Origin of the sequence: Streptomyces sp. ISL-36 (assembly GCF_018614205.1) — a bacterium.
Classification (GTDB): domain Bacteria; phylum Actinomycetota; class Actinomycetes; order Streptomycetales; family Streptomycetaceae; genus Streptomyces.
This window is the reverse complement of record NZ_JAGGOS010000060.1, coordinates 65,357-84,249: the sequence shown is the minus strand read 5'-3', so window position 1 is coordinate 84,249 and position 18,893 is coordinate 65,357. Positions and strand designations below refer to the sequence as shown.

Annotated in this window: 19 protein-coding genes; 6 read left to right on the top strand and 13 right to left on the bottom strand. The window is 71.3% G+C overall.

Annotation, left to right across the window (positions count from 1 at the left end):
* The coding region (locus J7E93_RS16730) for a serine/threonine-protein kinase (protein ID WP_215070102.1) at window positions 1-1,001 on the bottom strand (1,001 nt) is incomplete at its 3' end.
* Window positions 1,002-1,306: 305 nt separating this feature from the next.
* Window positions 1,307-2,242 (bottom strand): VOC family protein, encoded by a 936-nt coding sequence (locus J7E93_RS16725; protein ID WP_215070100.1) that lies wholly within the window; start codon window positions 2,240-2,242, stop codon window positions 1,307-1,309.
* 275 nt (window positions 2,243-2,517) lie between these two features.
* Between J7E93_RS16725 and J7E93_RS16720 the strand changes: the two genes are divergently transcribed.
* The gene (locus J7E93_RS16720; RefSeq protein WP_215070098.1) at window positions 2,518-3,165 is read left to right on the top strand and encodes a TetR family transcriptional regulator; all 648 of its coding nucleotides are present in this window, start codon (window positions 2,518-2,520) and stop codon (window positions 3,163-3,165) included.
* A 225-nt stretch (window positions 3,166-3,390) separates the two neighbouring features.
* Here J7E93_RS16720 and J7E93_RS16715 read toward each other — a convergent pair whose 3' ends face one another.
* The 3 genes from J7E93_RS16715 to J7E93_RS16705 form a co-directional block, all read right to left on the bottom strand.
* Entirely contained in the window at window positions 3,391-3,861 is a 471-nt protein-coding gene (locus tag J7E93_RS16715; RefSeq protein WP_215070096.1) for a nitroreductase family deazaflavin-dependent oxidoreductase, read from the bottom strand.
* Window positions 3,840-5,099, bottom strand: coding sequence for an acyl-CoA dehydrogenase family protein (locus J7E93_RS16710; protein ID WP_215070095.1), 1,260 nt, complete (start codon window positions 5,097-5,099; stop codon window positions 3,840-3,842). The genes J7E93_RS16715 and J7E93_RS16710 overlap by 22 nt, the downstream gene beginning before the upstream one ends.
* A 164-nt stretch (window positions 5,100-5,263) precedes the next feature.
* Entirely contained in the window at window positions 5,264-5,635 is a 372-nt protein-coding gene (locus J7E93_RS16705) for a DUF1801 domain-containing protein (protein WP_215070093.1), read from the bottom strand.
* Between the two features lie 33 nt (window positions 5,636-5,668).
* Here J7E93_RS16705 and J7E93_RS16700 point away from each other — a divergent pair, with 33 nt between their 5' ends.
* From J7E93_RS16700 to J7E93_RS16685, 4 genes are all read left to right on the top strand, one after another.
* Window positions 5,669-6,856, top strand: a complete 1,188-nt coding sequence (locus J7E93_RS16700; RefSeq protein ID WP_215070091.1) for an acetyl-CoA acetyltransferase — start codon at window positions 5,669-5,671, stop codon at window positions 6,854-6,856.
* A 169-nt stretch (window positions 6,857-7,025) separates the two neighbouring features.
* Complete coding sequence (locus tag J7E93_RS16695) at window positions 7,026-8,273, top strand: FAD-dependent monooxygenase (RefSeq protein ID WP_215070089.1); 1,248 nt, start codon at window positions 7,026-7,028, stop codon at window positions 8,271-8,273.
* The gene (locus tag J7E93_RS16690; protein ID WP_215070087.1) at window positions 8,270-8,923 is read left to right on the top strand and encodes a pyridoxal 5'-phosphate synthase; all 654 of its coding nucleotides are present in this window, start codon (window positions 8,270-8,272) and stop codon (window positions 8,921-8,923) included. Before J7E93_RS16695 ends, J7E93_RS16690 begins: the two co-directional genes overlap by 4 nt.
* 41 nt (window positions 8,924-8,964) lie before the next feature.
* Window positions 8,965-9,213 (top strand): SCO4226 family nickel-binding protein, encoded by a 249-nt coding sequence (locus J7E93_RS16685; RefSeq protein WP_215070085.1) that lies wholly within the window; start codon window positions 8,965-8,967, stop codon window positions 9,211-9,213.
* 206 nt (window positions 9,214-9,419) lie between these two features.
* Here J7E93_RS16685 and J7E93_RS16680 read toward each other — a convergent pair whose 3' ends face one another.
* Window positions 9,420-11,309, bottom strand: a complete 1,890-nt coding sequence (locus J7E93_RS16680; protein WP_215070083.1) for a long-chain fatty acid--CoA ligase — start codon at window positions 11,307-11,309, stop codon at window positions 9,420-9,422.
* A gap of 97 nt (window positions 11,310-11,406) precedes the next feature.
* On the opposite strand from J7E93_RS16680, the gene J7E93_RS16675 reads away from it, so the two are divergent.
* Window positions 11,407-12,279 carry a MaoC/PaaZ C-terminal domain-containing protein gene (locus J7E93_RS16675; protein ID WP_215070081.1) on the top strand — a complete coding sequence of 291 codons (873 nt, stop codon included), beginning with the start codon at window positions 11,407-11,409 and terminating at the stop codon, window positions 12,277-12,279.
* Here J7E93_RS16675 and J7E93_RS16670 read toward each other — a convergent pair.
* From J7E93_RS16670 to J7E93_RS16640, 7 genes are all read right to left on the bottom strand, one after another.
* Window positions 12,239-12,898: a TetR/AcrR family transcriptional regulator gene (locus J7E93_RS16670; RefSeq protein ID WP_308368679.1), complete on the bottom strand. Its 660-nt coding sequence runs from the start codon at window positions 12,896-12,898 to the stop codon at window positions 12,239-12,241. The genes J7E93_RS16675 and J7E93_RS16670 overlap by 41 nt on opposite strands.
* Before the next feature lie 90 nt (window positions 12,899-12,988).
* On the bottom strand, window positions 12,989-13,462 hold the full coding sequence (locus tag J7E93_RS16665) for a hypothetical protein (protein WP_215070080.1): 474 nt from the start codon (window positions 13,460-13,462) through the stop codon (window positions 12,989-12,991).
* Between the two features lie 3 nt (window positions 13,463-13,465).
* A complete protein-coding gene (locus J7E93_RS16660; RefSeq protein ID WP_215070078.1) occupies window positions 13,466-14,782 on the bottom strand; it encodes an AAA family ATPase in 1,317 nt (438 codons plus the stop codon).
* A 29-nt stretch (window positions 14,783-14,811) separates the two neighbouring features.
* Complete coding sequence (locus J7E93_RS16655) at window positions 14,812-15,660, bottom strand: helix-turn-helix domain-containing protein (RefSeq protein ID WP_308368678.1); 849 nt, start codon at window positions 15,658-15,660, stop codon at window positions 14,812-14,814.
* A gap of 467 nt (window positions 15,661-16,127) precedes the next feature.
* Window positions 16,128-17,468 carry a dicarboxylate/amino acid:cation symporter gene (locus J7E93_RS16650; protein WP_215070074.1) on the bottom strand — a complete coding sequence of 447 codons (1,341 nt, stop codon included), beginning with the start codon at window positions 17,466-17,468 and terminating at the stop codon, window positions 16,128-16,130.
* 358 nt (window positions 17,469-17,826) lie between these two features.
* Window positions 17,827-18,075, bottom strand: coding sequence for a DUF4229 domain-containing protein (locus J7E93_RS16645; protein WP_215070120.1), 249 nt, complete (start codon window positions 18,073-18,075; stop codon window positions 17,827-17,829).
* Window positions 18,076-18,177: 102 nt separating this feature from the next.
* Entirely contained in the window at window positions 18,178-18,702 is a 525-nt protein-coding gene (locus J7E93_RS16640; protein WP_215070072.1) for a GNAT family N-acetyltransferase, read from the bottom strand.
* Window positions 18,703-18,893: the final 191 nt, after the last annotated feature.

The following is an 18,893-nucleotide window of genomic DNA, read 5'->3' as shown; positions in this document are numbered from 1 at the left end:
CCTCCGGCCTGACCGCCGGACTGGCCTCCGCGCGGGTCACCGCCCCACTCCGGTGTCTGCCGGGGCGGACGCGGCGGTACGGGCGGGGCGGGAGGCGCGGGAACGGGCGCCGGTGCCGGAGCCGGAGCGCTGGGCCGGCCGCCCCGGCGGTGCTCGATCATGGCCGTGGCGCTGTGCGGCAGCCAGGCCGAGGCCGTACCGCTGTCGTCGCTGCCGGAGCCGAACAGATGGGGCGCGAGCTGGGCCTGCAGATCGGCCGGGGTGGGGCGGCGCGAGACGTCCATCTGCATACAGGACTCGATGAGCGGACGCAGCTCGTCCGGCAGCCCTTCCAGGTCGGGGCCTTCCCTGAGCAGCATGAAGACGGTCTCGACCGGGTTGGCGCCGTGGAACGGGGCGTGGCCGGTGGCGGCGAAGACCAGCATCGAGCCGAGCGAGAAGACGTCGGACGCCTGCTCGGGCGACATGTACGCGGGCGTGCCGACGGCGACGTTGGTCATGGTCAGCCGGGTGTTGGAGACGCCGGAGGCGATACCGAAGTCGATCACCCGGGGTCCGTCCTCGACGACGAGGACATTGGAGGGCTTGAGGTCGCGGTGGACCAGGCCCGCGCCGTGGATGGACTGCAGGGCCTCGGCGACACCGGCGGCCAGCCAGCGCACGGCCTGGGCCGGGAGCGGCCCGCACTCGTTCACTATCTCTTCGAGGGAGGGCGCCGGCACGTACGCGGTGGCCAGCCAGGGCACGGCGGCCCGGGGGTCGGCGTCGACGACGGCGGCCGTGTAGAAACCGGAGACCGCCCGCGCGGCCTCGACCTCACGCGTGAAACGGACGCGGAACAGCTGGTCCTCGGCGAGCTCGGTACGCACGGTCTTGATCGCCACGCGCCGCCCGGACGCCGAGCGCGCGAGATAGACCAGCCCCATGCCGCCTGCGCCTAGCCGGCCCAGCACCTCGAAGGGCCCGATCCGTCTCGGGTCGTGCTGCGTCAGCTGCTCCACTTGCCTGCCACCTCCCCGTACGGGCCATGAGGGTACGGCCCCGTGGCCCTGATTCTTCCTGTCCGAGGCGGTGGTTGCGAACCCGGGGGCGGATCGGCGTGTGTCCGGGCATTTCGCTGGGCCCGTGCCCGCCGAACGGGCGACACGTCGGCACGAGAATCCGATGATCGGTTCGCGTGAGGCCCGAGGCGGTGCGGCGGTGAGGCCCGAGGCGGTGAGCGGTGTGGCGGTGCTGGCCCGACGAGGCGGTGCGGCCAGAGGCAGTGAGGCAGTGAGGCGTCATACGCCTCGGGCCGGCGTGGTGATCAGGCGATGTCCCAAGACCGGGCCCGAGCCGCGCTCGGCTCGGGGGGCGCCGGGGCCGTCGAGGAGGCCTCCTGCGCGGTCTCGGTCTCGCGCGGCCTCCCGGGCTCCGTACGCCCGGCGCGTTCAGAGGTCTCAGCGGGTTCAGCGGCCTCCGTGGGTCCAGCGGGCTCAGCCAGGACGGCGAAGCGGGCGCCCTGGTTGTCGTGGAGGACGGCGATGCGGCCGTGCGGGGTGTCGAAGGGCGGATTGGTGACGCGCCCGCCGAGGCGCACCGCGGTGGCGCAGGTCTCGTCGCAGTCGGAGACGGCGAAGTAGACCAGGACGTGCCCCGGCATCTCGGCCGGGAAGGCCTCGGTGAGGACGGCCCGGCCGCCGAAGGCCGACTCGTCGCCGGGGCGGGAGCCGGGCGGGGACCAGACGCGGTAGTCGAAATCGCTCTCCCTGCCCTCCTCGTCCGCCGCCACCTGGCGCCCCAGATAGCCGAAGACGGAGGCGTAGAAGGTGTCGACCGCGTCCCGTTCCCTCGTATAGACCTCCATCCAGCAGAAGGAGCCGGGGAGCATCGTCTTCTCGAAGCCGTCGTCGTCGCCCGCCTGCCGCAGTCCGAAGACGGCGCCGCCGGGGTCGGCGGCGAGCGCCATCACGCCGAAGGGGCCGACGGGGTAGGGCTCCATGACCATCTGTCCGCCGGCGGCCTTGATCCGCGCCGAGAGCACACCGGCATCCTCGGTGGCGAGGTAGACGGTCCACGTGGTGGGCATCCGGCCGTCCCGCTTCGGTACGAGACCGGCGACGCGCTTTCCGTCGCTGAGGGCCTCGTCGCGGTCGGGGTCGAAGGTCCAGCCGAAGAGCTCGCCGTAGAACCGCTTCCCCGCCCGGAGATCGGGGAGCTGCGCTTCCACCCAGCACGGGGTGCCCTCTGTGCATGCCGCCATGGCTCCACGCTAGGGCGGGGGGACCGCCTCCGCACGCCCCCATAATCGAACAAATGCAGAGGAAACGCCTCGGCGGCCCTTGATTCCCATGGGTTGTCCACCGAAGTTGTCCACAGCCTGTTAATAAGCCTATTCGGGTACGGGCGGGGTGCGGGCCGCTTCCCGAGGCGGACAGAACCCCTCGGGGGCCGCCCCCGAGGAGCGCCCGGGAGGGTGTGCACCCCATTTGCAGTCGGCCGAATCGCGCGCCGATCACCCCTCGGTAAGCTGACGGCATGACAGGACAAGTACGCACGGTCGACGGCCGCGTGGCCGGACGACGCGGTCAGGCGACGCGGCAGAAGCTGCTCGACTGCCTCAGCGAGATGCTCAGCTCCTCGCCGTACCGGGACGTCAAGGTCATCGACGTGGCCCGGAAGGCGGGCACTTCACCCGCGACGTTCTATCAGTACTTCCCCGACGTCGAGGGCGCCGTCCTCGAGATCGCGGAGGAAATGGCCAAAGAGGGAGCGGGGTTGACCGATCTGGTCTCCGGCCGCTCCTGGGTCGGCAAGGCCGGCTGGCAGACCTCCGAGGAACTGGTCGAGGGCTTCCTGGACTTCTGGCGCAAGCACGACGCGATCCTGCGCGTGGTGGATCTCGGGGCCGCGGAGGGCGACAAGCGGTTCTACAAGATCCGCATGAAGATCCTGAACTCGGTCACCAACTCCCTTACGGACACGGTGAAGGAACTCCAGGGCAAGGGCAAGGTGGACAAGGACGTCAGCCCCGCGGCCATGGCGGGCTCCCTGGTGGCGATGCTGGCCTCGGTGGCCGGTCACCAGAAGGGCTTCCAGACCTGGGGTGTGAAGCAGGCCGAACTGAAGCCGAATCTGGCCCTGTTGGTACACCTGGGGATCACGGGCAAGAAGCCGACGAAGTAACCCGCACGCGCCCTTCATCCGTCCTGTCGCGCCGACGGCGGTCCCGTCCTCGGGACACCGCCGTCGGCGTTCCCATGCCCGGCCCCCGCACGCGGCGGCCGCCTCGCCGAAGTCGCGCGGCCGCCTTGCCGAGGTCGTGCGGCCGGCTTGCCGAGGTCGTGCGGCCGCCTTGCCGAGGTCGTGCGGCCGGCTTGCCGAGGTCCGGGCGCCACGCCCCGGGCCGGTTCACCGCCTCGTCAGCCGGAAGAGCCGGATCTCCCGCTCCACCCGCGCCTGGTACGTCGCGTACGGCGGCCAGAACTCCAGGGCCGCCCGCCACGCCACCGCCCGCTCGTCCCCGGCGAGCAGCTCCGCCCGTACGGGAATCGACTCGCCGCGCCAACTCACCTCCGCCTCGGGGTTCTTCAGCAGGTTCCCGGTCCAGGCCGGATGCCCCGGACGCCCGAAGTTGGAGCCGATCAGGAGCCAGGTCCCGGCCGGCTCCGGCATGCAGGCCAGCGGTGTCGCCCGCGGCAGACCCGACTTCGCCCCCCGTACAGTGAGGATCACGCCCGGCAGCATCTGGGCGCTGAGCAGCACCTTCCCCCGGGTCAGCCGGTGCACCGCCCGGTCCATCGCCGGGATGACGTGCGGTGCGATCTTCGCGAACGCCCGCGTCGACGACACCTTCTGGATCAGACGCGTTCCGACGGGCATGACGCCGCCTCCTCCTCGAACAGACCGGTCGCGGCGTGCGCCCGCAGCCTGCGCGCGGGCCCGAAGAGCAGCTCGTCGGCGGTCGCCCGCTTGAAGTACAGATGGGCCTCGTGCTCCCAGGTGAAGCCGATCCCGCCGTGCAGCTGGATCGTCTCCCCGGCCACCGTCCGCAGCGCCTCCAGCGCCGCGGCGAGCGCGAGCCCGCCCTGACCGGCCTCACGCGCCGCGCAGTAGACCAGCGAGCGGGCCGCCTCCACCTGGACGTACAGGTCGGCGAGCCGGTGCTTGACCGCCTGGAAGGAGCCGATGGGCCGCCCGAACTGTTCGCGGGTCCCGGTGTACTCGACCGTGCGGTCCAGGGCCGCCTGCGCGGCGCCGACCGCCTCGGCAGCGAGCATCACGGCCGCCGTCCGCCCCGCCGCGGCCAGCGCGCCGAGCACGCCCGGCCCGTTCGGGGGGTCCTCGCCGAGCAGTTCGCCTTCGACGTCCCGCAGTTGTACGACGGCCTGCGGGCGGGTCGCGTCCAGTGTCGGCAGGCGCTCGCGCACCAGGCCGTCCGCGTCCCCACGGACCAGGAAGAGCAGGGTCCGGCTCCGGGCGAAGCCGCCCGTGTGCGCGGCGACCAGGAGCAGCCCGGCGCTGTGTCCGTCGAGGACCTGCGCGGCCTCCCCGTACAGCAGCGCGCGACCGCCGGCCCCGTCACTTCTGCCGCCCCCACCGTCCCCACCGTCCCCACCGTCCCCGCTGTCCCCGCTGTCGACGGGGCGCGCCTGCACGCCGCCGGCCCGGCCGCCGCCGGCCCAGGAGGCATCGGCGTTGTCCCCGGTCAGACCGAGGGCGAGCGAGAGGGAGCCGCCGGGGACGGCGAGAGCGCAGGTCAGGGCTCCGTCGGCGATGCGGGGCAGGAGCTCGGCGCGCTGCCGCTCGCTGCCGAGGGCGGCGATGAGCGGGGCGGCGAGGACGGCGGTGGCGAAGAACGGCGAAGGGGCGAGGACCCGGCCGGCCTCCTCGAAGGCGACGGCCAGTTCGGCGGGGCCGCAGCCCACGCCGCCGTACTCCTCGGGCAGGGCGAGCCCGGCCAGTCCGAGCGTGCCGGACATCCGGTGCCACAGGTCGGTGTCGTACCCCTCGGGGGTCGCGACGGCGGCGCGGACCTCGGCGGGTCCGGAGCGTTTGGCGAGCAGTTCGCGCAGGGTGCGGCGGATCTCGTCCTGCTCCGCGGTGAAGGCGGCGTCCATGGGGCTCCCCTCCGTATCTGACGGCCCGTCATGTTAGGCCCGGGCGAGGCAGAAGCACAGAGCCCGACCCGACGGATGTCACCACGATCAGCCGACGCCACCGGGCCACCGGACCGCCGGCCGCTCCGGTCGCCGCACGCCACCGGGCCACCGGGCCGACCCGATCAGCGGACGTCGCCGGGCCGCCGGGCCGCCGCCCGCAGCAGATCCCGTACGAGCGCATAGTCGACACTCTCCGTGCGCCGGAACCGCAGGCATCCCTCGCCCATGTCCTGGCCGGCCAGCCGCCCCTCGAAGGCCTCCAGAACGTCGGGCCGCCTCAGATGGAAGGAGATGTGGTGCTCCTCCACGGCGAAGGCGATCTCCGGCTCCCCGCCGGGACGCCGATAGGCCGGCATGCCGTGGGCCATGACCTCCTGGTAGCCGTGGAGCTCCGTGCGGCAGAGCTCGCGCAGTCGGACCAGGACCGTCAGCCGGTCCGGTTCCGCGATCTCGGCGAGGTAGCCGTCCACATCTTCGGCCGCGCTTCCCGGCATCCCTTCCTCCTTATCTGATGTACCGTCAGATTCATGCCCACCACTTCACGGAACCGCGCCGGGCGCCGCGTCGCCGTCGTCGGCATATCCCTCTCCGACTGCGGTCGCGTCGACGGGGCCACTCCCTACACTCTGCACGCCCAGGCCGCCCGCCGCGCCCTCGCCGACAGCGGGCTCGACCGCTCGGTGATCGACGGACTCGCCTCGGCGGGGCTCGGCACCCTCGCCCCCGTCGAGGTCGCCGAGTACCTGGGGCTGCGGCCCCGCTGGGTCGACTCGACCGCCGTCGGTGGCGCCACCTGGGAGGTGATGGCCGCGCACGCGGCCGACGCCATCGCCGCCGGGCACGCCAACGCCGTCCTGCTCGTCTACGGCTCCACCGCCCGCGCCGACATCCGCGCCGGGCGACGCACCTCGAACCTCTCCTTCGGCGCGCGCGGCCCGCTGCAGTTCGAGGCCCCCTACGGTCACACCCTGATCGCCAAGTACGCGATGGCCGCCCGCCGCCATCTGCACACCTACGGGACCACCCTGGAGCAGCTCGCCGAGGTCGCCGTCCAGGCACGGGCGAACGCCGCCCACAACCCGGAGGCGATGTTCCGCGAGCCGGTCACCGTGGACGACGTCCTGAGCGGTCCGATGATCGCGGACCCCTTCACCAAGCTGCACTGCTGCATCCGCAGCGACGGCGGCTGTGCGGTGCTGCTCGCGGCCGAGGAGTACGTACCCGACACGGCGAAGGCGCCCGTCTGGATCCTGGGCACGGGCGAGCACGTCTCGCACACCACGATGTCGGAGTGGGAGGACTTCACGGTCTCCCCGGCGGCGGTCAGCGGGCGGCTCGCCTTCGAGCGGGCGGGGGTCCGGCCGGAGGACATCGACCTCGCGGAGATCTACGACGCCTTCACGTACATGACGCTGGTGACGCTGGAGGACCTGGGCTTCTGCGCGAAGGGGGAGGGTGGCGCCTTCGTCGAGAAGGGCCGGCTGACCGTGGGCGGCGGCGGGCTGCCGGTGAACACCGACGGGGGCGGGCTCTCCGCCTGCCATCCGGGCATGCGGGGCCTGTTCCTGCTGGTGGAGGCGGTACGGCAGCTCCGCGGCGAGGCCCCGGGAGCGCAGGTGCTGCGGGCGGACGGGAGCCTGCCGGAACTGGCGGTGGCGTCGGGGACAGGGGGTTGGTTCTGCTCCTCGGGCACGGTGGTGCTCGGTCGGAGCTGACCTTCCGCCGGATCCACCCGCCGGGATCCACCCGCCGGGATCTGCCCGCCGGGGATCTGCCCGCCGGGGATCTATACAAGCGTCATAGACAAGCGTGTAGGACATCCGTATAGTCACCGGTGCGGGGCCGGAAAAAGGGCGCCCCGCACCACCCGACAAGGAGTCCGCCATGACCAGCACCGCGCCCGCCGCCAGGACCGTTCTGATCTCCGGCGCCTCCATCGCCGGCCCCGCCCTCGCCCTCTGGCTCCACCGCTACGGCTTCACCCCCACCGTCATCGAGCGGGCAGCCGTACTCCGTACCGGCGGCTACAAGGTCGACATCCGCGGCACCGCCGTCGAGGTCTGCCGGCGCATGGGGATCCTCGACGAGATCCGCGCCAACTCCACGGACATGCGGGGTGGTTCGTACGTCGACGCGAAGGGCCGCACGGTCGGACAACTGCCCGCGGAGATCTTCGGCGGCCGGGTCGACGGCGACGACGAGATCATGCGCGGCGACCTCGCCCGGATTCTGTACGAAAGGACCCGCGACGACGTCGAGTACCTCTTCGGCGACTCGATCGCCGCTCTGCACGACGACGGGGACGGCGTGGACGTCACCTTCGAGAGCGGGACGTGCCGCCGCTTCGACCTCGTCGTCGGCGCGGACGGCCTGCACTCGAACACCCGCCGGATCGTCTTCGGCGAGGAGGAGCGCTTCAAGCGGTACCTGGGCGCGTACATCTCGATCTTCACCGCCCCCGACCGGCTGGGCCTGACGCGCTGGGAGACCTACCACGCCCGTCCGGACAAGCTGGTCTCCGTCTACAGCACCGCCGGGCAGAACGCGGGGACGGCGAAGAACTGCTTCGTCTTCGCGTCCCCCGAGGAGTTGTCGTACGACCGTCGCGACTCCGACGCCCAGAAGCGGCTGCTCGCCGAGGCCTTCGCGGGCGACGACTGGGAGATCCCGCGCCTGCTCTCCGACGCGGCGGACGCGGACGACTTCTACTTCGACTCGATCAGCGTCATCGAGATGGACCGCTGGTCGCGCGGCCGGGTCGTCCTCCTCGGCGACGCCGCCCACTGCGCGTCCCCCGCCTCGGGGCAGGGCACCGGCCTCGCCCTGAGCGGCGCGTACGTCCTGGCGGGCGAACTCGCGGCGGCGCACGGCGACCACCGGGCGGCGTTCGAGGCGTACGAGCGGGAGATGCGGCCGGGCGTGGAGCTGAACCAGAAGTTCGCGACGGGCTTCGCGAAGGAGATGACCCTCTCCTCGCGCCGGAAGATCGCCCTGCGGATGTTCATGGTCCGCACACTCCCCCGCACCCCGTGGAAGAACCTCATCGCGAAGAAGATCCGCGACGACATCCAGAAGGCGGCGCGCGCCGTGCCGGTGAAGGAGTACGCGACGGGGCCTACGGTGGCCGCATGACCGACTTTCGCACCGCCCTCCACTCGCTGCGGGTCTGGGACACCGAGCTGCCCTCCTTCGACCCGTCCACAGCACCGCCGGACCCGCTCACGCTCTTCCACGACTGGTTCGTGGCCGCGGCGGAGGCCGGGGAGACCGAGCCGCACGTCATGTCGCTGGCGACCGCCGACCGGGAAGGCCGCCCCGACGTCCGCGTGCTGATGCTGCACGACGCCGACGAGCGGGGCTGGCACTTCGCCTCGCACGCCACCAGCGCCAAGGGCCGTCATCTCGCCGCCCGGCCGGACGCCGCTCTCGGCTTCTACTGGCCGGGCCAGGGCCGCCAGGTACGGGTACGGGGCCGGGTGGCCACCGGGACGCCCGAGGAGTCGTACGCCGATCTCCACGCCCGCTCGACGGGGGCGCTGGCCTCGGCGCTGGTGGAACGCCAGAGCGAGGTGCTGGAGTCGGTCGAGGCGCTGGCCGAGGCGAGCGAGGCGGCCTGGGAGCGGGCGAGCGCGGAACCGGAGACCGAGTCGAAGACCTGGACGCTCTACGTCCTGGAGCCGGCCGAGGTCGAGTTCTTCCAGGGTGACGAAGAACGCCGGCACGTACGGCTGCGCTACCGCCGGGACGGCGCGGGGTGGGTCCGCGAGCTGCTCTGGCCGTGACCGGGGCGCGAGCGCACCATGGAAGTGGAGGTGTGAGAACCATGGGTACGTACATGGATGTTCACCGGGGCATGGTCGGAATCACCGCGGATCAGCTCAACGAGGCCCACGCGGCCGACCTCGCCATCGAGAAGGACGAGGGCGTTCACTTCCAGCAGGCCTGGGCGGACCCCGGGTCGGGGACGGTGTACTGCCTCTCCACGGGGCCGTCTGCCGAGGCGGTCCAGCGCATCCACGAGCGCACGGGCCACGCGGCCGACGAGATCCACGAGGTGACCCTCTCGGTCTGAACCGTGTGACCGTGTGACCGAGTGACCGCATGACCGTGTGACCGTGTGACCGTGAGAAGCGAGTGACGAGACGTCCCGCGCCCGCCGGGGCGGGGACGCACGGGCCCGAGGCCTGCGCGACCCCTCCCCGCACCCGCGCCCGCGCCCGCCCCACTCGTGCGCGTGCCGCCGCCGTTCCCCCGCGGCCGTCTCACTCCCCGGCCGCCTCACTCCTCCGCGTGCATCGCGTACATCGCGTACATCGAGTCGATCTCCCGGGCGAAGTCCCGCAGCACCGCGGCCCGTTTCGGCTTCAGCGAGGGCGTCAGGTGCCCGGCGGCCTCCGTGAACTCGGTCGTCAGAACGCGAAACGCCCGGATCGACTCGGGCCGTGAGACGAGCCGGTTCGCTTCGTCCACCGCCCGCTGGAGGGCCGCCAGGAGCTCCTCGTCCCGCGTCAGCTCCCACAGCGCGATGTGGTCCTTCTTCCGCATCCGCCGCCAGTGCACGAGCCCCTCGTGGTCGAGGGCGATCAATGCCGTGATGTACGGACGGTTGTCGCCGATCACCACGCACTGGCTCACCAGGGGGTGGGCGCGCAGCCAGTCCTCCAGCGGTCCCGGGGCGACGTTCTTGCCGGCCGAGGTGATGAGGACGTCCTTCTTCCGGCCCGTGATCCGCAGATAGCCGTCCTCGTCCAGCACGCCCAGGTCACCGGTCGGGAACCAGCCCTCGGACGTGTAAGGCACGGCCACATCGCGCTGCGCGTCCCAGTAGCCGGCGAACACATGGCCGCCCTTGAGCCAGACCTCGCCGTCGTCCGCGATCCGCACCGCCGTCCCCGGCAGCGGCCACCCGACGGTCCCGGTGCGCGGCCGCTGCGGCGGGGTGATCGTCGAGGCCGCGGTTGTCTCCGTCAGTCCGTACCCCTCGAAGACCTCCACGCCCGCGCCCGCGTAGAACTCCGAGAGCCGTGTCCCCAGCGGCGATCCGCCGCAGATCACGTACCGGACCCGGCCGCCCAGCGCCGCCCTGATCCGCCGGTAGACCAGCGGGTCGTACAGCGACCGGGCCGCGCGCAGCCCCAGGGAGGGCGCGGGCACATGCCCGTACCGCTCGGCGACGCGCGCGGCGCGGTCGAAGGAGGCGCCCCGGCCCATCCGCTCCGCCGTCGCACGGGCGGTGTGGAACACCTTCTCCAGGACGTACGGAATGGCGAGCAGGAACGTCGGACGGAAGCCGGCCAGGTCGCTCAGCAGGTCGCCGCCCTCGATCGACGGCGCGTGCCCGAGCCGTACCCGCGCCCGTACGCAGCCGATGGCCACCATCCGCCCGAAGACATGGCTCAGGGGCAGGAACAACAAGGTCGAGGCGGGCTCCTTGCTCACCGAGCGGAAGACCGGATGCAGGAGCTCGACCGCGTTGTCGACCTCGGCGAAGAAGTTGGCGTGGGTCAGGGCGCAGCCCTTGGGACGGCCGGTGGTGCCGGAGGTGTAGACGAGGGTGGTGAGGGTCTCGGGGGCGAGTAGTCCGCGGCGCGCGGTCACGGCCTCGTCGGGCACGTGCGCGCCGGCCCGGCGCAGCTGGTCGACGGCGCCGCTGCCGAGGACCCAGAGGTGGGCCAGGCCGGGCAGTCCGCGGCGCTCGGTGGAGACGATGCGGGCCTGGGCCATGTCCTCGACGACGCAGGCGGTCGCGCCGGAGTCCTGGAGGATCCAGCGGGTCTGGAAGGCCGAGGAGGTGGGGTGGACGGGGACGATGATCAGGCCGGCGGCCCAGGCGGCGAAGTCGAGCAGGGTCCACTCGTAGGTGGTGCGCGCCATCAGGGCGAGCCGGTCGCCGGGCCGGAGCCCCTCGGCGATCAAGCCCTTGGCCACGGTGTGGACTTCGGCCGCGAAGGCGGAGGCGGTGACGTCGGTCCAGGTCCCGTCGGGGCGCTTGCGTCCGAAGACGACGGCGCCCGGGTCCTCGCGGGCGTTGTCGTAGGGGAGGTCGGCGAGCGATCCGATCGGCACGCGGGAGACGAGCGGGGGTACGGAGACCTCGCGCACTCTTCCGTCGACGACGGTCCTGTGCGGCTCGACCGGCGGGATCTCTGTGGCGTCGGCGACGGACACGTGCGGCTCCTCGGCCGTCGGAACGAACGGTCAACTGCCCAACCAACAAGTAACCTTACTCTGGAGTAAATCTACGACGAGGCAGGGAGCCAGGACAATGGCCGAGAGAGCGACGACGCACCTGCCCGCCCTGGCCGGGGCCGTGGCCCGCTCACCCTTCAAGAAGGTCCGCCCGGACGCCCGGGTGCCAGAGGCCCGGACCGTCCGCGGCCCGCTGCGGACCGACCCCGCCCACCTCGCCGCGTACGCGCGGCTCTGCGGCTTCCGTCACGACGAGGGTGCGCCGCTCCCGCTGACGTATCCGCACTTCCTCGGCTTCCCAGCGGCGATGCGGCTGATGTCCGGCCGGGACTTCCCGCTGCCGCTGCTCGGCCTGGTCCACACATGGATCACGATCACCCGGCACACCGCGCTGACGCCGGCCGACCGCCCCGAGATCACGGTGTACGCCGAGGGGCTCTCCCCGCACCGCCGGGGCACCGAGGTCACGCTGGTGACGCAGGCCCGCCTCGACGGACGACCGGCGTGGGAGTCGCGCAGCGGCTACCTGGCCCGACACGAACGCCCCGACGCGGGACTCCGCACATCCGCCCAGGAGGGGGCGGGCACGTCCGTCCCTCCGCTCCCCGAGGTCACCCGGTGGCACCTCCCGGCCGACCTCGGCCGCCGCTACGGCGCCGTCTCCGGGGACCGGAACCCCATCCACCTCCACCCGCTCACCGCACGGGCCTTCGGCTTTCCCAGAGCCGTGGCCCACGGCATGTGGACCTTCGCCCGCTGCCTGGCCGCACTCGATCCGGACCGCGAACTCGCCCACGTCCGTATCGAGTTCAAGGCACCGGTCCTGCTACCGAGCACGGTCTCCTACGCGACCGACGGCCAGGGCCGCTTCCAGCTGCGGAGCGGGGAGCGACTGCATCTGACGGGGTTCAGCGGGGCCGAGGGGGAGACCAGCGCTCGCTCTTCATGAGGTTGCCGAGCCCCGCCCAGGAGAAGTTCATCAGCGTCGCCGCCGCCTCCCAGGCCGTCATCCCCGGTGTCTCGTTGACCCAGCCGGCCAGCGACTCCGCCGCACCGACCAGCGCCTGCGCGAGCCCGGCGACATCCCGCCCGGCCAGCTCCGGATCCCGGTGCGTCGCGCGGTGGGTCTCCTTCGCGGCGGCACCGATCAGCGTCCCCACGTACGCCACGATCTCGTCCCGCATCTGGGCCGCCTCACTGGCGAACGGCTCCCCGTGCGTCCGCGCCTGCCGGTTCAGCACCGCCCAGCCGTCGGGGTTCTCGGCGGTGTGCGTGAAGAAGGCGAGCAGCCCCGCCCACAGCTGCTCGTCGGCCGGCAGCCGCGGATTGACGGCGGCCGCCACCGAGGCGAGCAGCGCCTTCGCCTCCCGCCGGATGCAGGCGGTGAAGAGGTCTTCCTTGGAGTTCAGGTACAGATAGACGAGCGGCTTGGAGACCCCCGCGAGCTCGGCGATGTCGTCCATGGACGCGGCCTGGTACCCCCGCTGCCCGAAGGTCTGCACGGCGGCGTCCATCATCTGCTGCTCGCGCACGGCGCGCGGCATCCGCTTGCCCTTCGTGGCGCCCACCTCGAACATCCTTCCACCCCCGCTTGCCGACTCCGGGAGAGCCTACGTGCAGGCGCTGGTGCTCCCTTCCGTCAGAGGCCACAGCCGTCCTCAGGTGTGGGCGGCCAGTCCCTGGTCCAGAGTCCACACGGTGGCCTGCACGCCGGATGTGCGATCCAGATACCGGTCCCGCTCGACAAGGATGTTCAGGTCCCCGCACCCGACCTTGTTGGCCGCGTGCTCCACCAGGCTCGCGCCCGTCCTGCCGCCCTCGATGAGGGCGCTGAGGTGGGCGGCATCCCACTCGACTTCGTTGAGAGCCCATGGAGCACTGCCCTCCACCACCATGCGGAGCACGCCTGCGAACTTCTCCGCGTACCTGCGGCGGAGGCGGCCGTCGGCGAGCTGCGCGATGTGGTTGCCCGTCTCGATGACTGCGGTCACCGGCAGGAGCAGGTCACAGTCCTTGGCATCCCGCTTCCTTCGCAACTCGTCGATGACCCGCTCACGGTCCTGATCCTTTCCCGGAACCTCCAGCAGGTTGCACAGGATCGAGGTGTCGACGAATTCGACCCTACGAGGCACGTTTCACCCGATCCCGAGAAGTCGGTCGAACTCCGTGTAGTCGCGTTCCTGCCGGCCACCTGCGTCGAGTCGGCCCTGAGTGACCACGTCCCCCAGCGACCCGGCCGCCATCGCCGCCGGGTAACCGTCGAGTTCGGTGAGTCTGGTGAGTCGGCTCGTGCCGGTCTTCCGGTCGCGCGAGCACACGACGACACCCTCATGGTCAGCGCTGTCCAGAGCGGAGAGCAGGGCGGGGCTGTGCGTGGTGATGAGCACCTGGGTGCCGTTCTCGGCACTCGCGTCCCTGACCAACTGGAGCACCTGCGACGCCTGGGAAGGGTGCAGACCGTTCTCCAGTTCTTCGACCACGAGCATCAGGGACGAGGCATCCTCGGAACCGGAGGTGGGCGCCGCACCAAGGTCGAGACCTTTGCCACCCGTGAGCAACGCGGTGGTGACGGCCAGGAAGCGGAGCATGCCGTCGCTCATCTCGCGCGCCGGTGTACGTCCTAGGAATCCTTCGTCGAGAGCGAGCATCACATCACCCAGCTCGGATTTCGTCACGGTCAACGTCTTGATGGCGTGCTCGGCGAGGCCGCGCAGCCGGTCGACGAGGAGCCTGAAGAGATCCGGTCTGGTCCGCTGGATGTGACCGATGGCCGCGGACAGGTTCTCCGCGGTCCGCCGGAGGTTGATGTCGCGCGCCTGGACGTACTGCCTCATCAAATGGGGCACGGGGTCGAGGTGGAAGACGCCTACCAAGGCGGACAGCACGGTCTCCGCGCACCAGAGAGTGTCCGCCTCCCCATGCGTCTCTCCGCCGACCCGTACGGGAAGCTGAGACGTCAGCAGCCGGGAGCTCCTGAACGGCCCGCTCGGATTCTTGCCGCGCTTGCCGTTGTGCCAGGCGGCATGGATGTCCCCGGAGTGCGGGCTTGGTTCACCGCTGACCAGAATGTCGCGATGTCCCTTGACCGTCGGGCCCGAGAGGCGCTCCTCGACGATCTGCACCTCCGGCTCGACCTGGACCTTCACATCGAGCCGGATGGGCCCCCGTTCCGTCCGCACCGTGCAGCCGAGCGAGAACTGGTCGTCCCCGTGAGGCACACACCCGGCGAGTCCTCCCCGCACAGGTCCCGAAGCACTGTGACGGCTCTCCAGCGCCTCCGCGATGTCCTCGCCGCGCGCCAGCCGGGACAGCACTTCAAGGCCGTCGAGAGCGTTGGACTTGCCGCTGCTGTTGCGCCCGATGAGCACCGTGAGCGGCGCGAGCCGAAAGGCCTCGTCGCGGAAGCTCTTGAACGCGGTGAGGCGGACCTCTTCGATGGCCAGGGCAGTCACATCGGCCAAGTTACCCCAGGGCATCTCGCTCAAGCGGCGGGGCAGAGGGGCGGAGTGGCGGCGGCGCGGCAGTCCACGCATCTCGTGGCCGGGTCGTGGCTGCGGATGGCCCGGTCGCAGCCGTCGCAGGTGACGATGGGCGGCCGGCCGGGCGGAGCCGCTTCCTCGACGGGGAGCGGAGGCGGCAGCAGGACGGTGAGGCGGTACTCCAGGAAGCGGCCCGGGTGGTGGATGGGGACGGGCGCGGGCGGGAGGTTCGCGGTGAGGGTGCGGGTGATGTGCGCGGGGGTGGTGGAGCGGTCCAGCCAGACGTCGACGGCCGGGGCGAGCCGTTCCACGTCCCTGACGGAGAGCGTCAGCCGGGGGTCGGCGAGGCGGAGGCGGGCGAGAAGGTCGGCGGCGGGGCCGGTGGGCAGGGCAGGCGAGGGCGAGGCAGGCGGGGGCGGGGGCGGCGAAGCCGGCTCCGGTTCAGGGTCCGACTCCGGGCGCGAGGCCGGCTCGGGGGCTGCGGGTACGGGAGCGGGGGCGGCGGGCTCGGCCTGAACGCAGCCGGGCTTGTCGTACGAGAGCGTGCGCGTCGCGAACTTGCCGCCACCGAGGGGTAGGCGGGGACGGGCGAGGTACCCGGCGCGCTCCAGCTCGTTGAGGGCCCGGCGGACGGTCGTCTCGCCCTCCCGGAAGCGGAGCGCCAGCGCCTTGGCCGTGACGGACACCCCGTCGGGCAGCGACTGGATGTGGACGGCGAGTCCGATCGCCGTGGCCGAGAGGTCCTCGTGCTGGGCGAGATGGTTGCCGACGACCGTGAACCGGTCGGTGTGGCGGTGCCGGATGTGGATCACTCCGGAGCGGGGCGCGCCGGCCGGGATCACGTGGGACACGGGATGCGCGGACGTGGCCGCGTTAGACTGCGGATCAGCCATCGGGAAGGGGTTCGCTTCCTGAGAGGTCAGGCCCTCGTCAGGATGCCAGTCCTGCCGGGGGCCGAGTTACATATGCCAGTTGTCGTGGCCGACCGTACCGCACCCGTCCGTCTTCCGGACTCCATGTCACCCGATTGTGTGGCAAGGGGAGTTGGGGGATCAGGGGGTTGGTGGGGAGGGTTCTCTCCCGTTCCTTTTCTTTGGACGGCGCGCCCGCCCGGGACGCGAGAAAGCGCGCCCCGGTGGAGAGTCGACCAAGTGCGCTTGACGTGATCCACGAACGCGTGACGTGATCCACGAACGCGTGACGTGATCCACGAACGCGGCTCGGCCGGGCCGGCTTCGCTCCTGCGGGGCGCGAGAACGCCGTGATGCCCATGCCCCCGCGATCGGGGCATGGGCATCACCAGGTGTGGCAGGCGGGGTCAGGCCGTGGCCGGGACCGCGACCTTCTGCTCGGCCTCACGGGCCGGCTCGTCGACCGGGGAGGACGAAGCCGAGTTGTACGCGTCGACGTCCAAAATCTTCTCGCGGGCGGCGACGACGACCGGGACCAGAGCCTGGCCGGCCACATTCGTCGCCGTCCTCATCATGTCCAGGATCGGGTCGATCGCCATCAGCAGGCCCACGCCCTCCAGCGGGAGGCCCAGCGTGGAGAGGGTCAGGGTCAGCATGACCGTCGCGCCGGTGAGGCCGGCGGTGGCCGCCGAGCCGACGACCGAGACGAAGGCGATCAGCAGGTAGTCCTGGATGCCCAGCTGCACGTCGAAGATCTGCGCGATGAAGATCGCGGCGAGCGCCGGGTAGATCGCGGCGCAGCCGTCCATCTTGGTGGTGGCGCCGAACGGGACGGCGAAGGAGGCGTACTCCTTCGGGACGCCGAGGCGCTCGGTGACCTTCTGGGTGACCGGCATGGTGCCGACCGAGGAGCGGGAGACGAAGGCCAGCTGGATCGCCGGCCAGGCGCCCTTGAAGAACTGGATCGGGTTGACCTTGGCGACCGTCGCGAGCAGCAGCGGGTAGACGCCGAAGAGGACGAGCGCGCAGCCGATGTAGACGTCGGCGGTGAAGGTCGCGTACTTGCCGATCAGCTCCCAGCCGTAGTCGGCGATGGCGAAGCCGATGAGGCCGACGGTGCCGATGGGGGCGAGGCGGATGACCCACCACAGGGCCTTCTGGAGCAGCTCCAGGACCGACTCGGAGAGCGCGAGGATCGGCTTGGCGCGGTCACCGAGCTTCAGCGCGGCGACACCGGCGACGGCGGCCATGAAGACGATCTGCAGGACGTTCAGCTCGGTGAAGGGCGTGATGACGTCCGACGGGATGATCCCGGTCAGGAAGTCGATCCAGGTGCCTTCGCGCTTGGGCAGCTTGCCGTCCTGCGGGGTGAGGCCGGTGCCGGCGCCCGGGTTGGTGATCAGGCCGATCGTGAGGCCGATGGCGACCGCGATCAGCGAGGTGATCATGAACCAGACGAGCGTCTGGGCGGCCAGCCGGGCGGCGTTGTTGACCTTGCGCAGGTTGGTGATGGACACCAGGATCGCGAAGAAGACGAGCGGGGCGACGGCCAGCTTCAGGAGCTGGACGAAGATGTCGCCGACCTGTCCGAGGGTCTCCTTGAGCCAGCTGACGTCCTGGCTGCGGGCGAGCCAGCCGAGCAGGACGCCGAGCACGAGGCCGGTGACGATCTGGGCCCAGAACGGGATCTTCGGTATGCGGGACGGGGACTTCGTCACGGGCGCGGACGCGGACGCGGACACAGACACACTCCACAGGTGCGTATCGGGGGAATACGGGGACGGGGGTGCGGCACACACGCGCTCAGGCGGTGCCGCTGCATGATGCCGGGGTCAGAGCTCGCGGCAACAGACCGCGGACATACAGCGGCACAGATCGACATGCAGGCGCGCCACGAGCGGAGTGCTCACGGCATCGGGGAGGCGCACAGCTGTCTTCATGCCGAACACGTTAACACTTGAACTTTGAGATCCTCAAAGCCCTTCTTTGGGGTAGTGGAGGGCGCCTGGGGCCTCTGAAACGCAGAACACCCCGGTCAGGAGCCTTGGAAGCTCACGACCGGGGTGGTGTGCGTGTGAGGAAACTTACGTCCCCTTTACGCCGTCCCTACAGGGCGTCCTCCTGGGACCGGTTCGACTCCAGCTTCGACTTCGCCCGGTCGACCTTGGCCGCGATGCCCTCGGACATCGCGTCCCGCTGCTTGCGCAGGAGCACGAAGCTGAGCGGCGCGGAGATCACGACGGAGAGGACGAGGACCCAGAGCAGGTTGGAGTCGCCGAGGCCGCGCGGCAGCGCGCCGACGTAGACCAGGCCCCAGAGGGCGAAGAAGCAGCCGGCGAAGATGCCGATGCGCATGAGGGTGTACCGGAGGGTGGCGGCACCCGTCCCGTTCTCGGACACGACGGCCCCTTTCACTACGTCACTGGCCGCATCCAGTGAAGCATGGGACGAAAGGGATCAAGTCAGCGGGAGCAGCATGATGATGTCGTCGCGGTCGTCGCCGTCCGCGACCCGGATCGCGGCCGGGACCCGCCCGACCTCCTTGTAGCCGCAGGAGCCGTAGAAGCGGTCGACGCCGGTGCCGCCGCGGCAGGTGAGCCGGATGGCGTCGATCCCGCCGAGGCCGCGGACCTCGCGCTCGGTTGCGGCCATGAGGTCGCGCCCGTACCCCTTGCCCTGGTGGGAGGGGTGGACCATGACGGTGTAGAGCCAGACCCAGTGCTTCATCAGGCGGTGGGTGTTGTACGCGACGAAGGCGGTGGCGGCGACGGTGCCGTCCCGCTCGTACCCGACGACGAGCCGCATCCGGCCCTCGGCCATGGCGACGAGGTGTTTGACCAGCTCGGGCCGGACCTCGTCGACCTGCACCGGCGGGACGAAGCCGACGGCCCCGCCCGCGTTGGAGACGTCCGCCCACAGACGCAGGATGCCGTCCCGCAGGGCGGGGGTGACCGGGGGATCCAGTTCAAAGGTAAGGGGCATGGAGGAAGACTAGCTATTACCCCGCCTCGGGCTCAAGAGGTGTCCGAGGGCCGGAACGCGAACGGCCGCGGGTGCGCCGAGGGCCGAGCGCCGGAACGCGGACGGCCGCGGGTGCGCCGAGGGTCGAGGGCCGGAACGCGGACGGCCGCGGTGCGCAAGGAAGCGCACCGCGGCCGTCGGGCCGAGCGGGG

Coding starts and splice junctions, on each gene's coding strand:
- J7E93_RS16725 (WP_215070100.1), bottom strand. CDS start 2,242: ATGGCGGCATGCACAGAGGGCACCCCGTGCTGGGTGGAAGCGCAGCTC.
- J7E93_RS16720 (WP_215070098.1), top strand. CDS start 2,518: ATGACAGGACAAGTACGCACGGTCGACGGCCGCGTGGCCGGACGACGC.
- J7E93_RS16715 (WP_215070096.1), bottom strand. CDS start 3,861: ATGCCCGTCGGAACGCGTCTGATCCAGAAGGTGTCGTCGACGCGGGCG.
- J7E93_RS16710 (WP_215070095.1), bottom strand. CDS start 5,099: ATGGACGCCGCCTTCACCGCGGAGCAGGACGAGATCCGCCGCACCCTG.
- J7E93_RS16705 (WP_215070093.1), bottom strand. CDS start 5,635: ATGCCGGGAAGCGCGGCCGAAGATGTGGACGGCTACCTCGCCGAGATC.
- J7E93_RS16700 (WP_215070091.1), top strand. CDS start 5,669: ATGCCCACCACTTCACGGAACCGCGCCGGGCGCCGCGTCGCCGTCGTC.
- J7E93_RS16695 (WP_215070089.1), top strand. CDS start 7,026: ATGACCAGCACCGCGCCCGCCGCCAGGACCGTTCTGATCTCCGGCGCC.
- J7E93_RS16690 (WP_215070087.1), top strand. CDS start 8,270: ATGACCGACTTTCGCACCGCCCTCCACTCGCTGCGGGTCTGGGACACC.
- J7E93_RS16685 (WP_215070085.1), top strand. CDS start 8,965: ATGGGTACGTACATGGATGTTCACCGGGGCATGGTCGGAATCACCGCG.
- J7E93_RS16675 (WP_215070081.1), top strand. CDS start 11,407: ATGGCCGAGAGAGCGACGACGCACCTGCCCGCCCTGGCCGGGGCCGTG.
- J7E93_RS16645 (WP_215070120.1), bottom strand. CDS start 18,075: ATGCGCATCGGCATCTTCGCCGGCTGCTTCTTCGCCCTCTGGGGCCTG.
- J7E93_RS16640 (WP_215070072.1), bottom strand. CDS start 18,702: ATGCCCCTTACCTTTGAACTGGATCCCCCGGTCACCCCCGCCCTGCGG.